The organism is Roseovarius conchicola (genome assembly GCF_041403425.1).
GTDB lineage: Bacteria > Pseudomonadota > Alphaproteobacteria > Rhodobacterales > Rhodobacteraceae > Roseovarius > Roseovarius conchicola.
In genome coordinates, this window is record NZ_JBGEHK010000002.1 from 519399 (window position 1) to 539751 (window position 20353).

The following is a 20353-nucleotide window of genomic DNA, read 5'->3' on the forward strand; positions in this document are numbered from 1 at the left end:
TATCATCGGGGCAATTGAAGTTGAAACCCCGGAGGTCACCATGTCACTTTCCAACCCAACCCGTCGTACATTCCTGCAAGGGGGGGCCGCCGCCTTTGGCGCGTCCAGCCTGCTTGGTACCACTGCACTTGCATCCATCGATCCGAACTCCTTCTCGGATCGCATTTTCCATGCCAGTCATTTCGGCCCCTTCGAGGCTGTGGTGCGTGATGGCAAATTGCTGGGTATCCACAGCGTTGTCGAACTTGACGCCCAGCCCACTGAGATGCTGACCTTTGGCGTCAAGGACCGTACCTATGACAAGAGCCGCATCGAATATCCGATGGTGCGCAAGTCCTATCTTGAAGGATGGGAAAGCGGCGACATCAAGCCCGAGTTGCGCGGCAAGGAAGAATACGTGCGCGTCGATTGGGACACCGCCTGGGGCCTGACCGCCAAGGCGCTGCTCGACACCGCCACCAACCACGGCAACGAGGCGATCTTCAGCTCGTCCTATGGCGGCTGGTCCAACGCAGGCGTGTTCCGCCCCAACGTGCTTCAGGGCCGGTTGATCAACCTGATGGGCGGCTGCACCAACACCGCGGGCGACTGGTCGGCCGGTGCCGGACAGGTCGTCATGCCCCACATCATCGGCGATATGGAGGTCTATTCACCGCAATCCGCCTGGGAAACCATCCGGGATGAATGCGAGTTGTTCGTCTTTGTCGGGTGTGACCCGATCAAGAACAACCGGATCGAATACCGCGTCGCCGACCATGGCATGTATGCCCACTGGGCCGAGATCCGCGACAATGGCGTTCAGTTCATCTCGATCAACCCGCAGCGCACCGGTACAGATGAATATCTGGGCGCGGAATGGAAAAAGATCATTCCCAACACCGACACCGCGCTGTTCCTGGCCATGGCCTATCATGTCCTTGAGCAAGGTCTGGAAGATCAGGCCTATATGGACGCCTTCACCGTGGGTGCCGACAAGTACATCGCCTATGTCAAAGGCGAAACCGATGACACACCCAAGACACCGGCCTGGGCCTCGGCGATCACCGGCATTGATGAGCAGGAAATCAAGGATCTGGCCGAACTCATCGCCGCCAAGAAAACCAATATCGGCGCGTCCTGGGCCATTCAGCGGGCACAGCACGGCGAAATGGCCTATTGGTCGATCGTCAACTTTGCGGCCATGCTGGGCAAGATCGGCAAACCCGGTCAGGGCATCGGTTTCTCCTGGCACTACGGCAACGGCGGCATGCCCCAGGGTGGCAACGCCACACCTGTCGGCATGAGCCAGGGCCGCAACTTCGTCAAGAAGATCGTCCCGGCCTCGCGCATCACCGAAGCGCTGGAAAACCCCGGCAAGGAGTTCTTCTATAACGGGCAGACCAATTCCTACCCGGACATCAAGATGATCTTCAACGCGGGCAACAACTTCATGTCGCACCAGCAGGACACCAACCGGCTGATCCGTGCGCTGAACAAGGTGGAAACCGTGGTCAGCGTCGATGTCTGGTGGACCGCCGCGACCCGCTGGGCCGATATCGTGATGCCTGCGGCCTCGACGCTGGAACAGGATGACATCACTTCGGGCGGGACCTATTCCAACGACAAGGTCTACGCCATGAAGAAGGTGATCGACCCCGTCGGCGACAGCCTTCCGGATTACGAGATCTTCGAAGGTCTTGCCGACAAGCTGGGTCTCTGGGCGCAGTTCACGGACAGCGAAGACAAGATGTACCACATCAAGCTGGCCTATGAAGCCTCCGGTGCAGCCAAAGGCACCCCGTTCGAGGAGTTCTGGGAGCAGGGGTATGCCCGGATGCCGGTGCCGAAAGAGGCACGCGGCTGGGTGCGCCACGCCGCCTTCATCAACGATCCCGAAGGCAGCCCGCTTCACACCGCCTCCGGCAAGATCGAGATGTTCTGCGAAAACATCGCCAACATGCAGATCGAAGACTGCCCCGGCATGCCTACATGGATGGAGAAACACGAATTCCTCGGCAATGCCAAAGAAGGCCAGTTGCACGTCGTCTCGCCACACCCGTGGTTCCGCCTGCACAGCCAGATGGACCAATCGGCCAGCCTGCGCGACCTCTACAAGGTACAGGGCCGCGAGCCGGTACGGATCAACGCCCAGGATGCCGCAGATCGCGGGATCGAGGATGGTGATCTGGTCGAGCTTTACAACGATCGCGGCACGGTCATTGCCGGGGCGGTTGTCTCTGACGAGATCATGCCGGGTGTCGTGTCGATCTATGAAGGCTGCTGGCCGTCGCTGGACAGCAAGGGCCGCTGTAACTCCGGTCTGGTGAACTTCCTCACCTCGACCCAGCGTGCATCCGGTCTGTCCGAGGCCACCTCGGCCAACACTGTGCTGATCGAGATGCGCAAATGTACCGATCCCGAAGGTCCGAACCAGGCCTATGAAAAACCGCCGATCATCGACGACATGGAGCTTGCTGCGCTCGACGATGACAAGCTTGGGCTGGAGCGACTGACGGATCTGACAGAGGCCCTGATGGCCGACATGGGGCCGGGCGAGAAGATTTTCTTCGAGCGCTGCACTGTCTGCCACGCCCCGCGCGAGGTCACGCACTATACCCAGCAGCAATGGAAGGGCATCACCCCGTCGATGTTCCCCCGTGCCGGTCTGGACGAGGCCGAAGCTGCGCTGGTCATGGACTACCTCATGGAGAACGCGGCAGACGCGAACTAAAAAAACAGACCTTCGGGCCGGGACCCCCGGCCCGAAGGTTTCCGTCAGGCGAGGCTTTCCCCGATGCTAGATCAAATCATCCCTCCGGCTTGCGATTGCGACGACCCGCATGGCACAGAGAGCCTTCTGGAGATCGAAACCGCGATCTCTCTGGCCTTGTCACTTGTCTCCGAGTTTGACAAAGCCGAGACCATACCGCTGATGACCTCCATCGGCCGGGTCTGTGCAAAGGACCGGCTGGCCACCTGCGAAATGCCATTCTTCGACAACTCGGCCATGGATGGCTTTGCCGTCCGTTGCCAGGACTTTACTGACAAACCTGCCTTGCCGATCTGCGGCACAGTCGCTGCCGGTCAGGCACCCGGGCCGCTCGCACCGGGCACGGCCATGCGCATCTTCACCGGTGCGCCTGTTCCTGCCGGGGCAGATGCGGTGATCAAGGTGGAAGACTGCGTGGAAACCGATGAGGGTGTGACCTTTCGTTGTGCCCCACCCCGACAGGGCCAGAACATCCGGACGCGCGGCAGCGACCAACAGCAGGGGGCCTGCCTGCTTCGTAAGGGCCAGCGTATCGCGGCGCGCCATCTGGGGCTGCTCGCCGCTCAGGGAATTCAAGATATTGGCGTTGCCTGCCGGCCTCGCGTCGCCGTTGCATCCACCGGGCACGAGCTTGGCCCGATGGCTGACGGGGCGGCCCGGATACATGACGCCAATCGCCCGATGCTGATGGCCCTGGTCGCCGCCATGGGGGCAGAGGTGATCGACCTTGGCGTGATCCCGGACGAAGCCGGTGCGACCGCCAAGGCCCTGGCACGCGCGGTTGGTGCCTGCGACCTGATCCTGACCAGCGGGGCCGTGTCGATGGGAGGCAAAGACCATATGCGCGCCGCCGTGACAAACGCGGGCGGGCAGATCGACGGCTGGCGCGTCGCTGTCAAACCCGGCAAACCGGTGATGTTCGGCCATCTCGGCCCCACGGCGATCACCGGCCTTCCCGGCAACCCTTTCGCTGCGTTTGTCGGCTTCCACCTCTTCGCCGCCCCGCAGATCGTCAGGCTGATGGGGGCCGATCATCGGCCTGCGCTGTCGACCCCGGCGCAGGCTGGCTTTGACTGGAGCCGCAAACCGGGCCGCGCCGAGGTCTTTCCGGTGCGCCTGCTCGGCTACTCCGGCGCCGGGGTTCCGCAACTTGACCGTCTGGGCGAAAGCGTGTCGGCGACCTTGTTCCCCTTGTCCGGGGCTGACGGAATCGCGCTGGTGGGGCGCGAAACAGCCCAAGTCGCGCCGGGTGATGCGTTGCTTTGGCATCCGTTTGCAGACCGGGGAGGCGTCCTATGACATCCCCCATGCTCGCCGCCATCCCCTTCGACACGCAGGATGTCGATGGTTTTCTCGGCGATATCTCGCAGTCGATGAAATCCTGCGGCCTTACGGTGCGCGGGGTGGTGCAATCCCGCGGCGCAATCCAGGGCGAATGTCGCTGTGCCGATATGGACCTGACGTCGCTGGGGTCGAGGCAGGTGTTCCGGATTTCCCAGCCTCTTGGCAATGGATCGCGGGGCTGCCGCCTGCACCTGGGCTCCCTGGCAGTTTGTGCGGCACATCTGCAGGATCAGATCGCGCAAGGTGCTGACCTTCTGGTGCTGAACCGTTTTGGACGTGGCGAAAGCGAAGGGCGTGGATTCCGAGACGTCATCGCGCAGGCGCTCGGGGCCGGTATTCCGGTGCTCACTGCCGTGCGTCCGACCTATTGGGCAGCGTGGCGCGGTTTCGCCGGAGATGCAGCGGTGACCCTGCCAATGACCCATGCGGCCGTCTTTGACTGGTTTCAATCGACACGGGAGATCTGTGATGCCGTTTGATGCCTGCGCCGCGCCGCTCTTAGACGGCTTTGGACGTCATGTAAGCTACTTGCGCATGTCGGTCACGGATCGCTGTGATCTGCGCTGTACCTATTGCATGGCGGAGAAGATGAAATTCCTGCCTCGTCGTGACGTGCTGAGCGTGAAGGAAATGCTGTCCTTGTCACGCGTCTTCGTGGATCACGGTGTGCGCAAGATCCGCATCACCGGCGGCGAGCCACTCGTGCGGCCCGACATCATGGATCTCTTTGAGGGACTGGCACCATGGCGCACCACTGGGGCGCTGGATGAAATCACGCTGACCACCAACGGCACCCTGCTGGCGCGCTATGCCGAGGCCCTTTTCAGAAACGGCGTGCGCCGGGCCAATGTGTCGCTCGATACTCTGGATGCCGCGCGGTATCGGGCGCTCACCCGTCTTGGAGACATCAGGCGGGTCCTGACCGGAATCGAGGCGGCGCTGGAGGCAGGCATCAAAATCCGTCTCAACGCGGTGGTAAGCCGCGGTGCGTTCGAAGAGGAAGTGGACGATCTGATTGCCTTTGCGCACGGGCGCGGCATGGACCTCGCCCTGATCGAAGAGATGCCGCTTGGTGAAACCGGGCAGGATCGCGGGCATAGCAGCTTGTCCAACACCGCATTGCTTCAGGACCTGCGCCGGCGGTGGACGCTTTCGCCCGCCTTGAATCGTACCGGCGGGCCAGCCCGGGTGTTTCATGTGGCGGAAACCGGCGGTCAGATCGGCTTTATCTCGCCCATGTCCTGCAACTTCTGTGCGGCCTGCAACCGCGTCCGCCTGAGCTGCACGGGACGTCTTTACACATGTCTTGGAGACGACGGCTCGGTCGATTTGCGTGCGCCCCTGCAACAGTCCGGGGATGCGGTTCTCGTCGCTATACGACATGCGCTGCTGCAAAAACCTGAACGCCATGCCTTCGACATGGCAAAGATTGCGACCCCGTCGCTTGACCGACACATGTCGGTTCTGGGCGGATGAAACCCGCAAGAGCCTGGTGCCCGGTGGCTTTTCGGACGCGAAAACACCCAAGGGCGCCAAAACCGCATTCACAGAGACCGTAGTGGCGGTCGTAACAAACCGAACCGGAAGGAAAGCGATATGACTCAAGAACTCCCAGGCGCAGCTGGCGCATTGGCAAGAAAACACCCGTCGATCTGGGACGCATATTCTGCGCTTGGAGAGGCAACGGCCGGGGCCGGACAGCTGACTGCGCGTGAACGCCGGCTGATAAAGCTTGCCCTGTCGGTTGGAGCGGCGTCCGAAGGCGCGGTCCACTCACATGCACGGCGCGCTCTGGAAGAGGGGATCGGCAAGGCGGATATCGAGCAGGTCGCGTTGCTTGCCATCGGGCCACTTGGTCTGCCTCGCGCCGTGGCAGCGGGCACCTGGATTGCGGACGTCACCGAGGCCTGAATGATCCACGGCACCGGTCCAAACCGCCGGTGTCGTGTGGCCATCAAATGCAGAAGGCTCAATCGACCGTTCATGCCGAAACTCAACCATTTCAGCGGTGCAACAACGGAGTCAGCCTGAACTGGTGCGCGGCCAGAGCCGCCCGCCAACAAGACTGATATGTCTATTCGTTCCGCAATGCGGAACGCACACGGTCAGTTGATGACGTGACGGTCAAAGTCATCTGCTGTGCAATTACTGGAAAACTGGTCGGGCTGAGAGGATTCGAACCTCCGACCCCCTGCTCCCGAAGCAGGTGCGCTACCAGGCTGCGCTACAGCCCGACCGTGCCGCGCGGGATAGCGGTTTGGGCGCTGAAGGGCAAGACAAACTTACGCCAGATGCCTGACCATTTTCGTGGCCGTGGCAAAGCCCAGAAGCGGGCCCAGGACCGAGGTGTGTTCCACGCCTGTCGCCTCAAACCCCAGGTTTTCATACAGCGCCTTGGCCCGCGGATTGGTGTCGATCACGTCCAGCGTGACACCGGTGAACCCTTGCTCCGCGGCATGCGCGAACAGCGCGTTCAGCAGGGCGGTGCCCACCCCTTTGCCGCGCGCGTCTGCGCTGACGCAGATGCCGTCCATCTGCAAAATGCCATCCGGTGCGCTGCGTTCCAACATGGCCAGCGGGATCAGACGCCACAAGGCCCCAACCCCGTAGTGGCGAAACAGGTCCGACATCCCACCCGCCGAAAAGCCATGCCCACCGGTCTTGAAGGCGGCAATACCCAACAGTGTGTCCCTGTCCATCGCGGCCAGCACGGCATCATGGTTCAGGCTCTCGGCAAAGAAGGCCACCCCGCGCGCCTCGGGGCCCATCAGCTTGCCCAGCTTTTCGCCAAAAGCCTGCCAGTAAAGCGCCGCTGCCTTGGTCTCAAGCCCCTTGGGCAGGCCATGGATGATCTGTACCATGGGCCTGGACATGGGGGCTGCCGTCAGAGAAGGGAAGAGCGGAAGGTGGAAAAATCTGCTGCCGCAACGCGGTATGTCAGCTTGTCGAAGGCAGGGGCCTTGATGCTGGCGTAAAAACTCTGCGAACGCGCGTTATCGCGGTCGGTCTGCCAATCCATGCGGGTGCATCCTTCGGCCTCGGCGATTTCAAGCAGCCCTGCCAGCAACGCGCGGCCAGCCCCCAACCCACGCGCCTCGCGCAGAACGAACAGCTCTTTCAAATAAAGCGCGACACCGGCCCCCGCCGGAAAGGTCAGCGCCCATGTGGCAAAGCCAACGGTCCGCGCGCCATCATAGGCCAAAAGGCACGACATGTGCCGCCCGGATGTCAGTAGCGACACGATGCGCGCCTCCTGCTCGGGTGTGGCTGCCGGAATTTGATAATGCTGCAGGCAGGCGCGATAGAGGGTCAGAAACACCTGTTCCTGACCCGCATCATACGCCCGGCAGGTGATCACAGGCTGGCGCTCAGCGCCTCAAGAATGGCGCCGCCCATCTCGGAGGTGCTCATCGGTGTGCCGCCCTCGGGACCCATCAGGTCAGCGGTGCGTGCGCCACTGGCCAGCACGCTTTCTACCGCTGTTTCCAGCCGCGTCGCCTCGTCCCCCTGATCAAAGCTATAGCGCAGTGCCATGGCGAAGCTTAGGATACAGGCGATCGGGTTGGCCTTGCCCTGACCGGTGATGTCCGGCGCGCTGCCATGCACGGGTTCATAAAGTGCTTTGGGTCGTCCGTTTTCCATCGGCGCGCCAAGGCTGGCCGAGGGCAACATGCCAAGGCTGCCGGTCAGCATCGCGGCACAATCCGACAGGATATCGCCGAACAGGTTGTCGGTCAGGATCACGTCGAACTGCTTGGGCGCGCGCACCAGCTGCATCGCGCCATTGTCGGCATACATATGGCTCAGCTCGACATCCGGGTAATCGGCGTGATGCACGTGCTGCACCACCTCGCGCCACAGGATGCCTGACTCCATCACATTGGCTTTTTCCATCGAACACACGCGGTTGTCACGACGCTTGGCCAGTTCGAAGGCCGAGCGCGCGATGCGGTCAATCTCGGATTCGGTGTAGCGCTGGGTGTTGATCCCCACGCGTTCATTGCCTTCCTCGAAAATCCCGCGGGGTTCACCGAAGTAAACACCCGAGGTCAGCTCGCGCACGATGACGATATCCAGCCCCGCAACGATATCTTTCTTCAGCGACGAGAAATCCGCCAGTGCGTCAAAGCACTGCGCCGGCCGCAGGTTGGCGTAAAGGTCCATCTCTTTGCGCAAGCGCAATAGGCCGCGCTCGGGTTTGACCGAGAAATCCAGATCATCGTATTTCGGCCCGCCCACAGCGCCCAGCAGAACCGCGTCCACCTCAAGCGCGTGTGCCATCGTGTCGTCATGCAGCGGCGTGCCGTGTGCATCATAGGCGGCCCCGCCCACCAGATCCTCGCTGACATCAAAGGCCAGATCGCGCTTGGCACCGAACCAGTCGATGATCTTGCGAACCTCGGTCATGACCTCGGGGCCGATCCCGTCACCGGGCAGAATAAGAAGGGAAGGGGTGCTCATCACGCGGCGTCCTTTTTCGAGAGAATGTTGGCATTCGCCTATCGCGGCAGGCCCGGAGGGTCAAGAAAGCTGCGGCCTAAGACCTTGTTCCAGTGCGGTCCAGACAGTTGCAATGCGCGGTGTGTGCCGCAGCGCCTGATGCGTAACCAGCCACAGGGGCAGGCTGGGCAGGTCCAGTGGCAGGTCAAGACGTTCCACTGCCGGATCGCCCTCGGCCACGTGTACCTGACCAAAGCCAAGGCCACAGCCTGCGCGCACCAGTTGCCAGTTGACCGGGTGGCTGTCACAGCGCAGCGCAAACCAATCGCGCGTCGCTGGCCAGCCGCGCTCCTGCATCCCGCGCAGGATTTCCTCGTTGCGGTCATAACCGATCAGCGGGTGATCAAATATCTCTTCGGCCGTTTGCGGCCGACCGGCGCGATCGAGGTATTCGCGCGATGCAAACAGGCCCAACGGCATCTCGCCCAGCTTGCGCGCCACCAATTCCAATTGCTCGGGCTGGTACATGCGCAGGGCGATATCCGCCTCCCGAAACAGCAGGTTCTCGGTGCTGTCGCTGGCAACCAGTTCGATCTGTATACCGGGGTGCTCCCAACGCAGACGGGCCAGAATGGGGGGTAGCACGAAGACCGAGACCATGTCGCTGGCCGTGATCCGCACCGCGCCTTCGATCCGGGTTTCCTGCCCCGCTGCCGTCAGCGAAATCTGGTGCATGGCGTCGCGCATCTTCATCGCCGGGTCCAGCAGGGCGCGGCCGTTCTCGGTCAGGCTGAGGCCCCTTGGACGGCGGTGAAACAGCACCTGTTGCAGGTCTGCTTCAAGCTGCCTGATCTGGCGGCCCAATGTCGGCTGGCTGGCCTTCAGCGCGCGGGCAGCACCCGACAACGAGCCATGCTCGGCCACCGCCAGAAAGCTGCGGATGAGGGACCAGTCGAGGGCTTCAAGGATCTTATCCATTCATTATTGAATATCAGATGTCAGGATTTTGACAATTCGTATTCTCAAAGGAATGGATATACTGCCCATGGTCATTCTTGAGAAAGGAATTGGATCATGCGGAAGTCAGTTCTAATTCTGGGCAGCACGGGCCGGTTTGGCCGCCATGCTGCCGAAGCCTTCTGGAATGCGGGCTGGGGCATTCGCAGCTTTGATCGCCAGCATGATGATCTGGATGCGGCCGCGATGGAGGCGGACGTAATCATCGCCGCCTGGAACCCGCCCTATCCCGATTGGGCCGGGACGGTTCTGCCGCTCCATGCGCAAATCCAACGCGCCGCCAAGGCCAGCGGTGCCACCGTGATCCTGCCCGGCAATGTCTATGTCTATGGCGCCGAGACCCCGACACCCTGGACCCCTGAAACTCCCCATCAGGCCACCAATCCATTGGGTCAGGTCAGGATCGCGCTGGAACGCAGCTATCGCGACAGCGGGGTGCAAACCATCGTTCTGCGTGCGGGGGATTTTCTGGATACCGAACCGTCAGACAGCTGGCTCGACAAGGTGATCCTCTCAAAGCTGGCCAAAGGACAACTGACCTATCCGGGCCGGATGGACGCCGCCCATGCCTGGGCCTATCTGCCCGATCTCGCGCAGGCGGCTGTGATGCTGGCCGATCAGCGGGGTGAGTTGGCGCAATTCAATGACATCGCGTTCCCCGGCTACACGATGACCGGTGCCGAATTCGCTGATGCGGTTGGGGCTGCTGTCGGGCGCTCTCTTCGGGTCAGAAAAATGCCGTGGTGGCCGCTGCAACTGGCCCGCCCGCTCTGGCCCATGGGGCGATGCCTGTGTGAGATGCGCTATCTTTGGGATGTTCCGCACTTTCTGGATGGCGCAGAATTTAAGAGGCTGTGCCCGGCGTTCCGACCCACCCCGCTGGACGAGGCAATGACCAAGCTGGTGCATCCCTTCCTCACCTCCGATGCGAAGGATAGCACTTTTGCTGCGCGCGGGGGGCGACAGTTAACCACGTCCTGAGGGCGTGGGTTATTCGACCTCCAAATCGACCCAGACCAACCGGTGGCGGCTGGCGGCCTCGGCAACAGCCGCCATCGCATCGCCCGCAGCGGGCCAGTAAACACCCGCCGCCTCCACGCGCAGATCGACCGAGGGCAGCACATAGCTGACCCTCAGGTGCCCCGGGACCGGGCCGGGCCACGCCGCCGTGTCCAGCCTGGGATCGCCCAGTTGATCCGGGGTGTCCACCAGCGGGCCATCCGGGCGCATTGGCTGGGGGTCTTGCAGCCGTGGATCGGCCAGCAGATCTGTGATCGCGGGCTTGATCCCTTCCCCATCGACCGGGTCCAGATTGCCCACGCCAGCCAGTACAAAACGACTGTCGGGGGCGGGGCCAAAACCGCCATCGAGATAGGATTGCCAGAACCTCAGCTCATCATGGTTGCGCCGCCCATTCCGGTCTTCGGGGCCGTCAAACACCGGCGGGCTGGCGTGGAAACTCATCAGGTGCAGTGGCATTTCCCCAACCCTCACCGGCACCACCCAATGGGCAACTGACGACAGGCGTTGAACGGCCTGCGCTTCGGGTGGTGGAAAGGGCTGCCCATTCATTGTGGGCAGCAACGCGTCTGGGACATCGCGCCACAGAAGCGTGGTGAAGTCCTGCACCTGATCCTCAACAATCGGATAGCGCGACAGGATTGCCATGCCTCCCTGGCCAAAGAAGGTGCCATACCCTTGGGCATCGCGCGGCCCGCCCAGACGACCATCGCCATCCAGATCAACACCGCTGTCCAGCCCGGTATTGGGCGCGCGAGCAAAAACATGGGGATAGTCCGGCCCATCAAGCGCAACCCAGTCGCGCAGGGCGTTCAGCGTGACCAGTCCATGATCATAGTCAACGCCTTGCAACACCAGAATATCGGGGTCGGTGGCGGCGATCACCTGCCGTACCGCGATCAACTGTGCGTCCTCACCCTTGAGGATGTCGCGCAGCAACAGGCCCGGCCCGTCACGTTCTAGTTCAGTATGAAAGGTGGCAATGCGCAGCGGCTCGGCCAACGCCGGGGCGGTCAGCCCCAGCATCAGGCAAAGCGCGAGGATCAGGCGCGTTGCACGGTTGCTTTTTGTGGATCGTCTTGCGCCTTGGCATAAGCGCGGCGGCGCTTGTCTTCGACCATATCGGCAATCCGGCTCATCGCGATACCGCGCATCATCATGCTTGCAGGAAGGAAGGCCCATGCGGTTATCGTCCATATCAACGTCTGCGGATCCGAGATCAGGATCGGGTCGATCAAGTCCGATGCGGCCTTGACCACTGCGGGTATGATAAACGGCAAGAGCGCCCCAAGCACAATGTTCAATCCGGCATCCCGCTTCAGACGGGCCAGAACATCGCCGCCGCCGGTCGGGTCAAACAGCGGCAGGTTGGTCCAGACGTTGAAGGCCCCCGATCGTGTGGGCCAGCCCAACAGGCGCACGCATGTCAGGAAAACGAACATCATCAAAAGCGATGCCATATAGGCAATGCCAGACGCAGTGCGCACCAGATCAACCAGTTCGGGTGAGGCATCCACTGGCATCATCAACACCATCAGGCGCACGGGCGAATAGGGGAAATCAATCGCATACCCCAGGTCCGAGCCTAATTGCGACAACAATGCTGTGGCATAGGTCGGGTGGAACTCGCCCCGGCAGATCAGGCTCAGCAACACGATAGATGCGCTCAGGCCCGCAAATTTCAGGCGGTTGTAAGGGGGGGCAAAACGGAATTCGATAATGCTGGGCGAACTGCCATAATACTCGATGAACGTCATCGAAGCGGCGATGATCGCAAGGACAACCACAAGCTGTTCGGAATCGGTTCCGGTGCTGGCCAAAAGCAAGGAAGGGGCCATGACCAGAAGGGCGACCAGAAATGCACGCGCAAGCGCGCTTGTCAGCTGTGAAATCACTGCTCGTTTCCCTTCAACCTGGCCCGGCGCAGTACGATGCTGCGCCGTTGTCCCAACTTGATCCCGCGAATTGTGGCGGGTTGCCTCATTCTTGTCCAATTTTTGCCTTCTTTCGTGACGCATCTCAAGAACTTGGTTAACATCACTTAAATTTTGAGGCGAATTCGTGGACAACCTGGTGCGGGAATGCATCAATTTAGGCACGGTATTTGGGCAGTGTTGTGAGGCCCCACAACATCTAGAGGTACGGTGTCACTGCACCACTAGAATTCAGTTCTGATTTGGAAATAGCCTGTTTACGCCCGAGGCCGTTGCGCGCGGGGGTATAGCGCGCAACGGAGAGGCGTATTTCGGATCAGACCCAGGGGCGCTCGGCGCTGGCCTTGGCCTCGAATGTGTCGATCGAGGCGGCTTTTTCCATGGTCAGTCCGATATCATCCAACCCGTTCATCAGGCAGTGCTTTTTGAACGCATCAACTTCAAAGCTGAACACATCCCCATCCGAGGTGGTGATCGTCTGCGCCTCAAGGTCAATCTCCATCCGCGCGTTCGAGCCCTTTTCGGCGTCTTTCATCAGCACATCCACCTGGCTTTGCGGCAGCGCGACGGGCAGGATGCCGTTCTTGAAGCAGTTGTTGTAAAAGATATCGGCAAAGCTGGGCGCGATGACACAGCGGATCCCGAAATCCTTGATCGCCCAGGGCGCATGTTCACGGGACGAGCCACAGCCAAAGTTATCCCCGGCGACCAAAATCTCGGCCTCGCGATACTGCGGCTGGTTCAGTACGAAATCCGGGATTTCGTTGCCCTGACGATCAAACCGCATTTCGTCGAACAGGTTCGCACCCAGCCCCGAGCGTTTGATGGTTTTCAGGAATTGCTTGGGGATGATCATATCGGTGTCGATATTGACCAGCGGCATCGGCGCCGCGATCCCGGAAAGGTTTTCAAACTTGTCCATTACATCATCTCCCGCACGTCGGTCAGTTTGCCGGTGATCGCCGCGGCCGCGGCCATGCCTGGCGAGACAAGATGCGTGCGGCCCTTATAGCCCTGACGCCCCTCGAAGTTCCGGTTCGAGGTCGAGACACAGCGCTCGCCCTCGGACAGCTGATCGGGGTTCATCGCCAGACACATCGAACAGCCCGCAAGGCGCCATTCAAACCCGGCCTCCTTGAAGATATCGGCCAGGCCCTCTTCCTCGGCTTGCGCGCGCACAAGGCCCGAGCCGGGCACAATCATCGCGCGCAGACCCTCCTTGATCTTCTTGCCTTTCAGAATGGCCGCCGCCGCGCGCAGATCTTCGATCCGTCCGTTGGTGCAGGACCCGATAAAGACCGTGTCGATCTCGATATCTGTCAGCGGGGTGCCGGGGGTCAGGCCCATGTAATCAAGCGAGCGTTGTGCCGCGCCCACCTTGCCGCCTTCAAAGTCATCGGCCGAGGGCACTTTGGCGGTGATCGGCAGCACGTCCTCAGGGCTGGTGCCCCATGTGACAACCGGTGCTATATCCTCGCCCTTGATGGTGATCACCTTGTCCCAATGCGCATCTTCATCGGAATAAAGCGTCTTCCACCACGCCAAAGCGGCTTCCCACTGCGCGCCTTTGGGGGCGTGCGGGCGGCCTTTGACATACTCATAAGTGGTCTCATCCGGCGCGATCAGACCAGCGCGCGCGCCGCCCTCAATGGCCATGTTGCAGACGGTCATCCGGCCTTCCATGGAAAGGTCGCGGATCGCCTCACCACAGTATTCGATCACATATCCGGTGCCGCCGGCGGTCCCGGTTTCACCGATCACAGACAGGGTGATGTCCTTGGCGGTCACGCCGGGGCGCAGCTTGCCGGTGATCTCGACCTTCATGTTTTTCGACTTCTTCTGGATCAGGGTCTGCGTGGCCAGAACATGTTCCACCTCCGACGTCCCGATACCATGCGCCAACGCTCCAAACGCGCCGTGGGTCGCCGTATGGCTGTCGCCGCAGACCACGGTCATGCCGGGCAATGTCCAGCCTTGCTCGGGGCCGACGATATGCACGATCCCCTGACGGACATCCGACACCGGGTAATAATGAATGCCAAATTCCTTGGCGTTCTTGTCCAGCGCGGCCACCTGAATGGCGCTGTCCTCGGTCATGTTCTTCGGGTCTTCGCGCCCCGGCGTCGTGGGCACATTGTGATCCGGCACGGCGATGGTTTTCTCCGGCGCACGCACGGTGCGGCCTGCCATGCGCAGCCCTTCGAAAGCCTGCGGGCTGGTCACCTCATGCACGAGGTGGCGATCAATATAGAGCAGGGACGTGCCGTCTTCGGCCTCATGCGCCAGATGCGCGTCCCAGATTTTATCATAGAGTGTCTTGGGGGACATATGTCCTCTCCCATAGCTGATTGGAATTGGCGTGTGACAAAGAGGGCCGCCTTATAGACGGGCAAGCACCGTGCAGGTCGCACCGAAGAACCGCCAGGGCAGGCGCGCGCGATCATCCATGTCAAAAATCCGTGTCATGAGAGATGATCTACGCCTGACATCCAAAGACTTCAAGGATTCTATAGATTGTGGGGCCGATGCACCTGTCGTTTTAGCCAGACGGTGAGGTGACCGGTTTGCGATTGCATCCCGTTGAAACTTCCCTGTAGGTGCCAGCTAAAAATGGCGAGTCCCGAAGGAGTGACGAGATGAAGAAGATAATTGCCGCGGTTTCAGTCTCCGCGATGGTTCTGTCCGGCTGCGCGGGCCGCAAACCCAACACCGTTCCGGAAATTCAGCCCGGGGACGCCACGCTGAACTGTCAGCAGTTGCGGAATGAGGTCAACGTCAACAACCAGGCCATCCTGGGCCTGATCGGAGAGAAAAAGAAGACCCAGGGCGGCAATGTCGCGGCGGGTGTGGCCGGTGCGGTGGTCTTTTTCCCGGCGCTGTTCTTTATGAATCTCAAGGGTGCAGCTGGTGAAGAGGCACGCGCCTATCAGCGGCGGAACCAGGGGTTGATTACTCGGTACAAAGCCCTGAACTGCAAGCCTGAAATCCGCACCATGACCGATGAGGATTATGTCAAGCTGCAGCGCGCGGCCGATGCGGAAAAGGATGCCGGGGAGCAGGCTGAGGAATAAGCGGCTTGTATCAACCGCGGCATCTGTCTTTTAACCCACGCCAGGCAGGGGGCTAGTCCGGGGCCAGCATGTAACCTTCGCCGCGCACCGTTTGCAGGTAGCGGGGCTGTTTCGGATCCGCCTCGATCTTGCGCCTTAACCGCGTGATCTGCACGTCCACTGCGCGTTCCTGGGCCTGCCCTTTGTCGCGGCCCAGATCCTCGACCAGCTTGGCGCGGCTGACCGGTTCGCGCAGATGCTGGGCGAAGATGCGCATCAGTTGCACCTCGGTGGCCGTGAGGCGCACCAGCTGTTCCCCGGCCAGCAACTCGGCACGCTCGATGTCATACCGCACCGGGCCCAGTTGCAACACTTTGGGCGCGATATTCTCCGGCTCGGGTTCCGGCATCCGACGCAGAATGGCATTGATCCTCAGTAAAAGTTCCTTGGGTTCGAACGGTTTGGCGAGGTAATCATCCGCCCCCGCCTCTAGCCCCTTGATGCGATCCTCGGTGTCGCCCTTGGCCGTCAGCAACAGGATCGGCGTACCCAGCGTTTCGCGCAAGGATGTGGTCAGCGAGATGCCATCTTCACCCGGCATCATCACGTCCATCACGATCAGATCGAACTCCAGACCCGACAATACGGACCGGGCATGGGCGGCATCACGTGCGACCGACACCAAAAACCCGTTGCGCTGCAAAAACTTGCGCAGCAGGCCACGGATGCGTTCATCGTCATCGACGATCAGCAGATGGGGGGCAGGGTCGCTCATGCCTCGGTCTCCCTCAGGCTGTTATACTGGCGGCGCATTTCGGGGTCCATCATCGCCTCAAGCACTGTGCGGAACCCCGCCACGGCCTCGGGGCCCGCCGTGCGAAAGGCCGCGCGCATCCGCACGCGCTGGGCGTCACTCAGCTGGCGTTCCAGCGCGCTGCCCGCCTCGGTCAGGAACAAATGCCGTTCGCGTCGGTCGGATTTGCCCACACGGCTTTCCACCAAGCTGTCTTCGACCAGCTTGCGCAACACCCGGTTCAGCGATTGCTTGGTGACACCCAGAATATTCAGCAGGTTGTTTACCGTGGTGCCCGGGCTGCGGGCGATAAAGTGGATGGCGCGGTGATGGGCGCGGCCAAAATCCATCGTGGCAAGAATTCGATCGGGATCGGCGGTGAACCCGCGATAGGCAAAGAACATCGCCTCGATCGCCTTGCGCAATTGCTCGTCGGTCAGAAACAGCAGGGATTCACTGCCGGTCGGCTCTGCCATACGGGGTCTCCGTTCACAATCCTCGCGTGTTCCCTGTCACAATACGTCAGCTTTGTTGACATTCCAAGGATGAACTGGTAGCGAATCGCAGTTTCTGCGTAATTTTATGTCCGCAACGGACGTATCTTGCGCAACAAATGCAAATTCTCAGATGCGGAGGAGTGGTAAAATGGCAGGATATGACGATCGTGACGGTCAGATCTGGATGGATGGCAAGCTGATTGATTGGCGTGCGGCCAACGTACACATCCTGACCCATGCCATGCACTATGCCTCTTCGGTGTTCGAGGGCGAGCGCTGCTATAACGGTAAGATTTTCAAAAGCCGCGAACATTCCGAGCGTCTGCATTTCTCGGCCAGCGAACTCGATTTCCAGATCCCCTATACCGTGGACGAAATCGAGGCCGCCAAGCAGGAAGTTCTGATCGCCAATGGCCATACCGACGCTTATGTGCGCGCCGTTGCCTGGCGTGGTGCGGGCGAAGACATGGGTGTCGCGTCGGCGCGCAACCCCGTCCATCTGGCCATCGCCGCCTGGGAATGGGGCGCCTATTATGGCGACGCCAAGATGAAGGGTGCCAAGCTCGACATCTCCAAATGGAAACGCCCCAGCCCGGAAACCATCCCGGTTCATGCCAAGGCGGCCGGTCTCTACATGATCTGCACCACCTCCAAACACGCGGCCGAGGCCAAGGGCTGTTCCGACGCGCTGTTCATGGATTACCGTGGTTACGTGGCCGAGGCGACGGGTGCCAATATCTTCTTCGTCAAGGATGGAGAAGTGCATACGCCCGACCCCGATTGCTTTCTCAACGGCCTCACGCGTCAGACCGTGATCGGCATGCTGAAAGACCGTCAGGTCAAAGTGCATGAGCGCCACATCATGCCCGAAGAAATGGAAAGCTTCGAGCAATGCTGGCTGACCGGCACCGCCGCCGAGGTCACCCCTGTCGGCCAGATCGGCGATTACAATTTCGAGGTCGGTGCCCTGACCCGCGAGATTGCCGAGGGGTATGAGAAACTGGTGCGCAGCTGATCTGTCAGCCCCGATAAATCTTTAGAAAATCAGTCACGGCGCGGGTTACCTGCGCCGTGATGTCTTTCTGGGTCAGGGGCGGGCGAACACCCAACAGACGTTCCAGTTGCGCCTCGCCCTTGACCAGCACCACAAAACGCTCGGCGGCGTCGGTCGGGTGCTCCAACTGCAGATGGGCCGACAGCCATTGCGCCAGCTTGGGCATCGATCTGGCCTTCCCCTCGGCCAGCAAGGTGTGCCCCAAACTGGCGTCCCCACCGGCCTCGGCAATCGCTGCGCGGTTGATCGCGACCGAGGCGTCGCCCGTGATCAGCCCCAGAAATTCCTCGCCAAAGGCCTGCAAGCCGTCCTCCAGTGACATGGCCGCGAAGTCAGAGGGCAGGGCCCGATCCAACCCTTGGGCGTTTTCGCGGATCAACGCGCCAAAGAACCCGGCCTTATCGCCGAACCAGTTATACAGCGTCTCTTTGCTGGCGCTGGCCTTGCGGGCAATGGCAATCATCGATGTGGCGCGCCAGCCCTCTTCGATCAGAACCTCCAGACCTGCGGCCAGGATGGCCTTGCGCCGTTCTGCATTGGGGTCAGTCTCTGGTGCCATCACACGCCTCTTTCCAAAACTGCCTTGACTCTAGTGTACCAATGGGTACGGTACAAGGCGTACCCATTGGTACGGATAAGCGCAGGACAGTAAACATGACATCCCATACCCCTCAATCACACACTATCGAAACCGCCTGTACGATGTTGGCGGTGGTTCAGGGGGCGATGCTGGCCTCGCTCTATTTCGGGGTTGAACCGCATCCCCCAAGAACGATCCCACTCTTTGCTATGCCGCCATTTCTGGCGGTGTCCATCGGGCTTGCCCTCTGCGCCATCCGGTTATCAACCCTTCGCGCGGGGCGCGTTTTTGCGGGTCTCAGCGCCGTATGTGCCTTGCTCAGTTTTGGACCACAGAAATACTTTGACGCGGCTTTCCCCGACATCTGGATTGCAGTGATCGCCAGTCAGCTTGCCGTGCTTGCCATTGTCTATGCCCTGACGACCCGCACAGAGGCGCAGGTTTAAAGCGTTGGATACTGACCGGCCCCGCGATACATCGGCCGGACCCGTTCCAGATCGGCGGCGATGCGGAACACGGCCACGTCGTCATAGGTGCGCGCCACGATCTGCACGCCAGTCGGGACACCGTTTGACGCGAACCCACTGGGCACGCTCATCACAGGGCAGCGGCTGAGCATGTTGAACGGATAGGTCATGGTCCAGCCCCAGACCGGGTGCACTTCTTTGCCGTTGATCTCGAAACGGTCGACGCCCGGATCGTAATCGGCGGGCACGGCGGCGGTGGGCATGGTTGGGCAGATGAAGGCGTTATACTTCTCCAGCATCGGCCCCATGGTCGCGTACATCTCGTTCAGGATGTTCTTTGATTCAAGGAAATCCGCCGCCGTGGTGGATTGGCCAAACTCGGCAAAGGAGCGCGCGTAATTGGTCATCTGATCGCGGTGGCGCGGCAGCATCGCGGCCAGCGTGTTGCCAAAGATATGGCCCAGATAGTTCGACGCGCCGGTCAGCGTGGTGTGGCTCCACCCCACATCAACCTCTTCCACCTCTGCCCCCAGATCGCGCAGCATCGCCAGCGTGGCCTCGGTATTGCGCACCACTTCCGGGTCTACCTCGAAATAGCCGAGGTCCATCGAATAGGCGATCTTCCATCCTTTGATGGGCTTCAGCTCCTTCGGGATGCTCAGTTTGGGGCGCACCGTGGTGATATCCATCGGATGCGGTCCGGCCATGACGTTTTGTAGCAGCGACAGGTCGGCCACGCTGCGCGCCATCGGCCCTTCGTGGCAATAGTAATCAAGGTTAAAGGGCGGGTCTTCGGGCACCCGTCCATAAGGCGGTTTGAAGCCCAGCACCCCACAGCAGGACGCAGGCATCCGGATTGAGCCCCAGATGTCCGATCCATTGGCCAGCGTGGTGGTGCCCGCGGCCAGTGATCCGCCAGCCCCCCCGGATGACCCGCCCGTCGTATACTCCGGGTTCCACGGGTTGCGCGTCACGCCCCACAGCTTGGAATGGGTCACCCCGGCACAGGCAAATTCCGGCGCGGTGGACCGGGCATGCACGATCCCACCCGCCTTGATGATCCGCTCAACACTCAGCGACGTGGTGGCGTCCACCGAATGCTCCATGATCAACGAGCCGGAGGTGGTCCGTTTGCCCTTGATCTTGTTCTCATCCTTGATGGCAACCGACAGCCCTTCCAGCGGGCGCAGCCGCGCGCCGGGCTTGGCATAACGCGCCTCGGCCTTCTTGGCGGCCTCCATCGCCTCGTCGTAATAGGTGTCGGCAAAGGCATTGACCGTGGGCTCCACCGCCTCGGCGCGGTCAATCACCGCCTTCATCAATTCCACGGGTGACAGCTTGCGCGCCTTGAACAGGGCAATCGCCTCGCTGGCGCTGAGGTAACAAAGGGATAGATCACTCACCGGGG

General features: G+C 61.1%; 21 protein-coding genes and 1 tRNA gene. 9 read left to right on the forward strand and 13 right to left on the reverse strand.

Annotated elements, in window-relative coordinates; translation table 11 throughout:
• Nucleotides 1–40 precede the first annotated feature (40 nt).
• The 5 genes from V6N02_RS08400 (at nucleotide 41) to V6N02_RS08420 (ending at nucleotide 6004) form a co-directional block, all read left to right on the forward strand.
• Nucleotides 41–2710 carry a molybdopterin-dependent oxidoreductase gene (locus V6N02_RS08400; protein ID WP_371225083.1) on the forward strand — a complete coding sequence of 890 codons (2670 nt, stop codon included), beginning with the start codon at nucleotides 41–43 and terminating at the stop codon, nucleotides 2708–2710.
• Between the two features lie 63 nt (nucleotides 2711–2773).
• Complete coding sequence (locus tag V6N02_RS08405) at nucleotides 2774–4048, forward strand: molybdopterin molybdotransferase MoeA (protein WP_371225084.1); 1275 nt, start codon at nucleotides 2774–2776, stop codon at nucleotides 4046–4048.
• Nucleotides 4045–4572 carry a DUF2478 domain-containing protein gene (locus tag V6N02_RS08410; RefSeq protein WP_371225085.1) on the forward strand — a complete coding sequence of 176 codons (528 nt, stop codon included), beginning with the start codon at nucleotides 4045–4047 and terminating at the stop codon, nucleotides 4570–4572. Before V6N02_RS08405 ends, V6N02_RS08410 begins: the two co-directional genes overlap by 4 nt.
• Nucleotides 4562–5569 (forward strand): GTP 3',8-cyclase MoaA, encoded by a 1008-nt coding sequence (gene moaA / locus V6N02_RS08415; RefSeq protein ID WP_371225086.1) that lies wholly within the window; start codon nucleotides 4562–4564, stop codon nucleotides 5567–5569. The genes V6N02_RS08410 and moaA overlap by 11 nt, the downstream gene beginning before the upstream one ends.
• 120 nt (nucleotides 5570–5689) lie before the next feature.
• Nucleotides 5690–6004: a carboxymuconolactone decarboxylase family protein gene (locus V6N02_RS08420; protein ID WP_371225087.1), complete on the forward strand. Its 315-nt coding sequence runs from the start codon at nucleotides 5690–5692 to the stop codon at nucleotides 6002–6004.
• Between the two features lie 246 nt (nucleotides 6005–6250).
• Here the strand turns inward: V6N02_RS08420 and V6N02_RS08425 are convergent.
• The 5 genes from V6N02_RS08425 to V6N02_RS08445 form a co-directional block, all read right to left on the reverse strand.
• Nucleotides 6251–6327: transfer RNA gene (locus V6N02_RS08425), tRNA-Pro, on the reverse strand.
• A 48-nt stretch (nucleotides 6328–6375) separates the two neighbouring features.
• A complete protein-coding gene (locus V6N02_RS08430; protein WP_371225088.1) occupies nucleotides 6376–6966 on the reverse strand; it encodes a GNAT family N-acetyltransferase in 591 nt (196 codons plus the stop codon).
• A gap of 11 nt (nucleotides 6967–6977) precedes the next feature.
• Nucleotides 6978–7451 carry a GNAT family N-acetyltransferase gene (locus V6N02_RS08435; RefSeq protein WP_371225089.1) on the reverse strand — a complete coding sequence of 158 codons (474 nt, stop codon included), beginning with the start codon at nucleotides 7449–7451 and terminating at the stop codon, nucleotides 6978–6980.
• Complete coding sequence (gene leuB, locus V6N02_RS08440) at nucleotides 7448–8554, reverse strand: 3-isopropylmalate dehydrogenase (RefSeq protein ID WP_371225090.1); 1107 nt, start codon at nucleotides 8552–8554, stop codon at nucleotides 7448–7450. The genes V6N02_RS08435 and leuB overlap by 4 nt, the downstream gene beginning before the upstream one ends.
• Nucleotides 8555–8614: 60 nt before the next feature.
• On the reverse strand, nucleotides 8615–9511 hold the full coding sequence (locus tag V6N02_RS08445; RefSeq protein ID WP_371225091.1) for a LysR family transcriptional regulator: 897 nt from the start codon (nucleotides 9509–9511) through the stop codon (nucleotides 8615–8617).
• A 96-nt stretch (nucleotides 9512–9607) separates the two neighbouring features.
• Between V6N02_RS08445 and V6N02_RS08450 the strand changes: the two genes are divergently transcribed.
• The gene (locus tag V6N02_RS08450; RefSeq protein ID WP_371225092.1) at nucleotides 9608–10531 is read left to right on the forward strand and encodes a Rossmann-fold NAD(P)-binding domain-containing protein; all 924 of its coding nucleotides are present in this window, start codon (nucleotides 9608–9610) and stop codon (nucleotides 10529–10531) included.
• A gap of 9 nt (nucleotides 10532–10540) precedes the next feature.
• Here the strand turns inward: V6N02_RS08450 and V6N02_RS08455 are convergent, their stop codons facing one another.
• From V6N02_RS08455 to leuC, 4 genes are all read right to left on the reverse strand, one after another.
• Nucleotides 10541–11596 carry an endonuclease/exonuclease/phosphatase family protein gene (locus V6N02_RS08455; protein ID WP_371225093.1) on the reverse strand — a complete coding sequence of 352 codons (1056 nt, stop codon included), beginning with the start codon at nucleotides 11594–11596 and terminating at the stop codon, nucleotides 10541–10543.
• Nucleotides 11597–11613: 17 nt separating this feature from the next.
• Nucleotides 11614–12465: a hypothetical protein gene (locus tag V6N02_RS08460; protein WP_371225094.1), complete on the reverse strand. Its 852-nt coding sequence runs from the start codon at nucleotides 12463–12465 to the stop codon at nucleotides 11614–11616.
• A 355-nt stretch (nucleotides 12466–12820) separates the two neighbouring features.
• A complete protein-coding gene (gene leuD / locus V6N02_RS08465) occupies nucleotides 12821–13426 on the reverse strand; it encodes a 3-isopropylmalate dehydratase small subunit (protein ID WP_371225095.1) in 606 nt (201 codons plus the stop codon).
• Nucleotides 13426–14832 carry a 3-isopropylmalate dehydratase large subunit gene (gene leuC / locus V6N02_RS08470; RefSeq protein WP_371225096.1) on the reverse strand — a complete coding sequence of 469 codons (1407 nt, stop codon included), beginning with the start codon at nucleotides 14830–14832 and terminating at the stop codon, nucleotides 13426–13428. Before leuC ends, leuD begins: the two co-directional genes overlap by 1 nt.
• A 269-nt stretch (nucleotides 14833–15101) precedes the next feature.
• On the opposite strand from leuC, the gene V6N02_RS08475 reads away from it, so the two are divergent.
• Nucleotides 15102–15575 carry a hypothetical protein gene (locus V6N02_RS08475; protein ID WP_371225097.1) on the forward strand — a complete coding sequence of 158 codons (474 nt, stop codon included), beginning with the start codon at nucleotides 15102–15104 and terminating at the stop codon, nucleotides 15573–15575.
• A 52-nt stretch (nucleotides 15576–15627) separates the two neighbouring features.
• Here V6N02_RS08475 and V6N02_RS08480 read toward each other — a convergent pair whose 3' ends face one another.
• Together V6N02_RS08480 and V6N02_RS08485 are read right to left on the reverse strand one after the other, a co-directional pair.
• Nucleotides 15628–16329, reverse strand: a complete 702-nt coding sequence (locus tag V6N02_RS08480) for a response regulator (RefSeq protein ID WP_371225098.1) — start codon at nucleotides 16327–16329, stop codon at nucleotides 15628–15630.
• The gene (locus V6N02_RS08485; protein WP_371225099.1) at nucleotides 16326–16823 is read right to left on the reverse strand and encodes a MarR family winged helix-turn-helix transcriptional regulator; all 498 of its coding nucleotides are present in this window, start codon (nucleotides 16821–16823) and stop codon (nucleotides 16326–16328) included. Before V6N02_RS08485 ends, V6N02_RS08480 begins: the two co-directional genes overlap by 4 nt.
• Nucleotides 16824–16992: 169 nt before the next feature.
• Here V6N02_RS08485 and V6N02_RS08490 point away from each other — a divergent pair, with 169 nt between their 5' ends.
• Complete coding sequence (locus V6N02_RS08490) at nucleotides 16993–17859, forward strand: branched-chain amino acid aminotransferase (protein WP_371225100.1); 867 nt, start codon at nucleotides 16993–16995, stop codon at nucleotides 17857–17859.
• A 4-nt stretch (nucleotides 17860–17863) separates the two neighbouring features.
• Here the strand turns inward: V6N02_RS08490 and V6N02_RS08495 are convergent, their stop codons facing one another.
• Nucleotides 17864–18457 (reverse strand): TetR/AcrR family transcriptional regulator, encoded by a 594-nt coding sequence (locus V6N02_RS08495; RefSeq protein ID WP_371225101.1) that lies wholly within the window; start codon nucleotides 18455–18457, stop codon nucleotides 17864–17866.
• Between the two features lie 95 nt (nucleotides 18458–18552).
• Here V6N02_RS08495 and V6N02_RS08500 point away from each other — a divergent pair, with 95 nt between their 5' ends.
• Entirely contained in the window at nucleotides 18553–18924 is a 372-nt protein-coding gene (locus tag V6N02_RS08500; protein WP_371225102.1) for a hypothetical protein, read from the forward strand.
• On the opposite strand, the gene V6N02_RS08505 is transcribed toward V6N02_RS08500, so the two are convergent.
• On the reverse strand, nucleotides 18921–20348 hold the full coding sequence (locus tag V6N02_RS08505; protein ID WP_371225103.1) for an amidase: 1428 nt from the start codon (nucleotides 20346–20348) through the stop codon (nucleotides 18921–18923). The genes V6N02_RS08500 and V6N02_RS08505 overlap by 4 nt on opposite strands.
• Nucleotides 20349–20353: the final 5 nt, after the last annotated feature.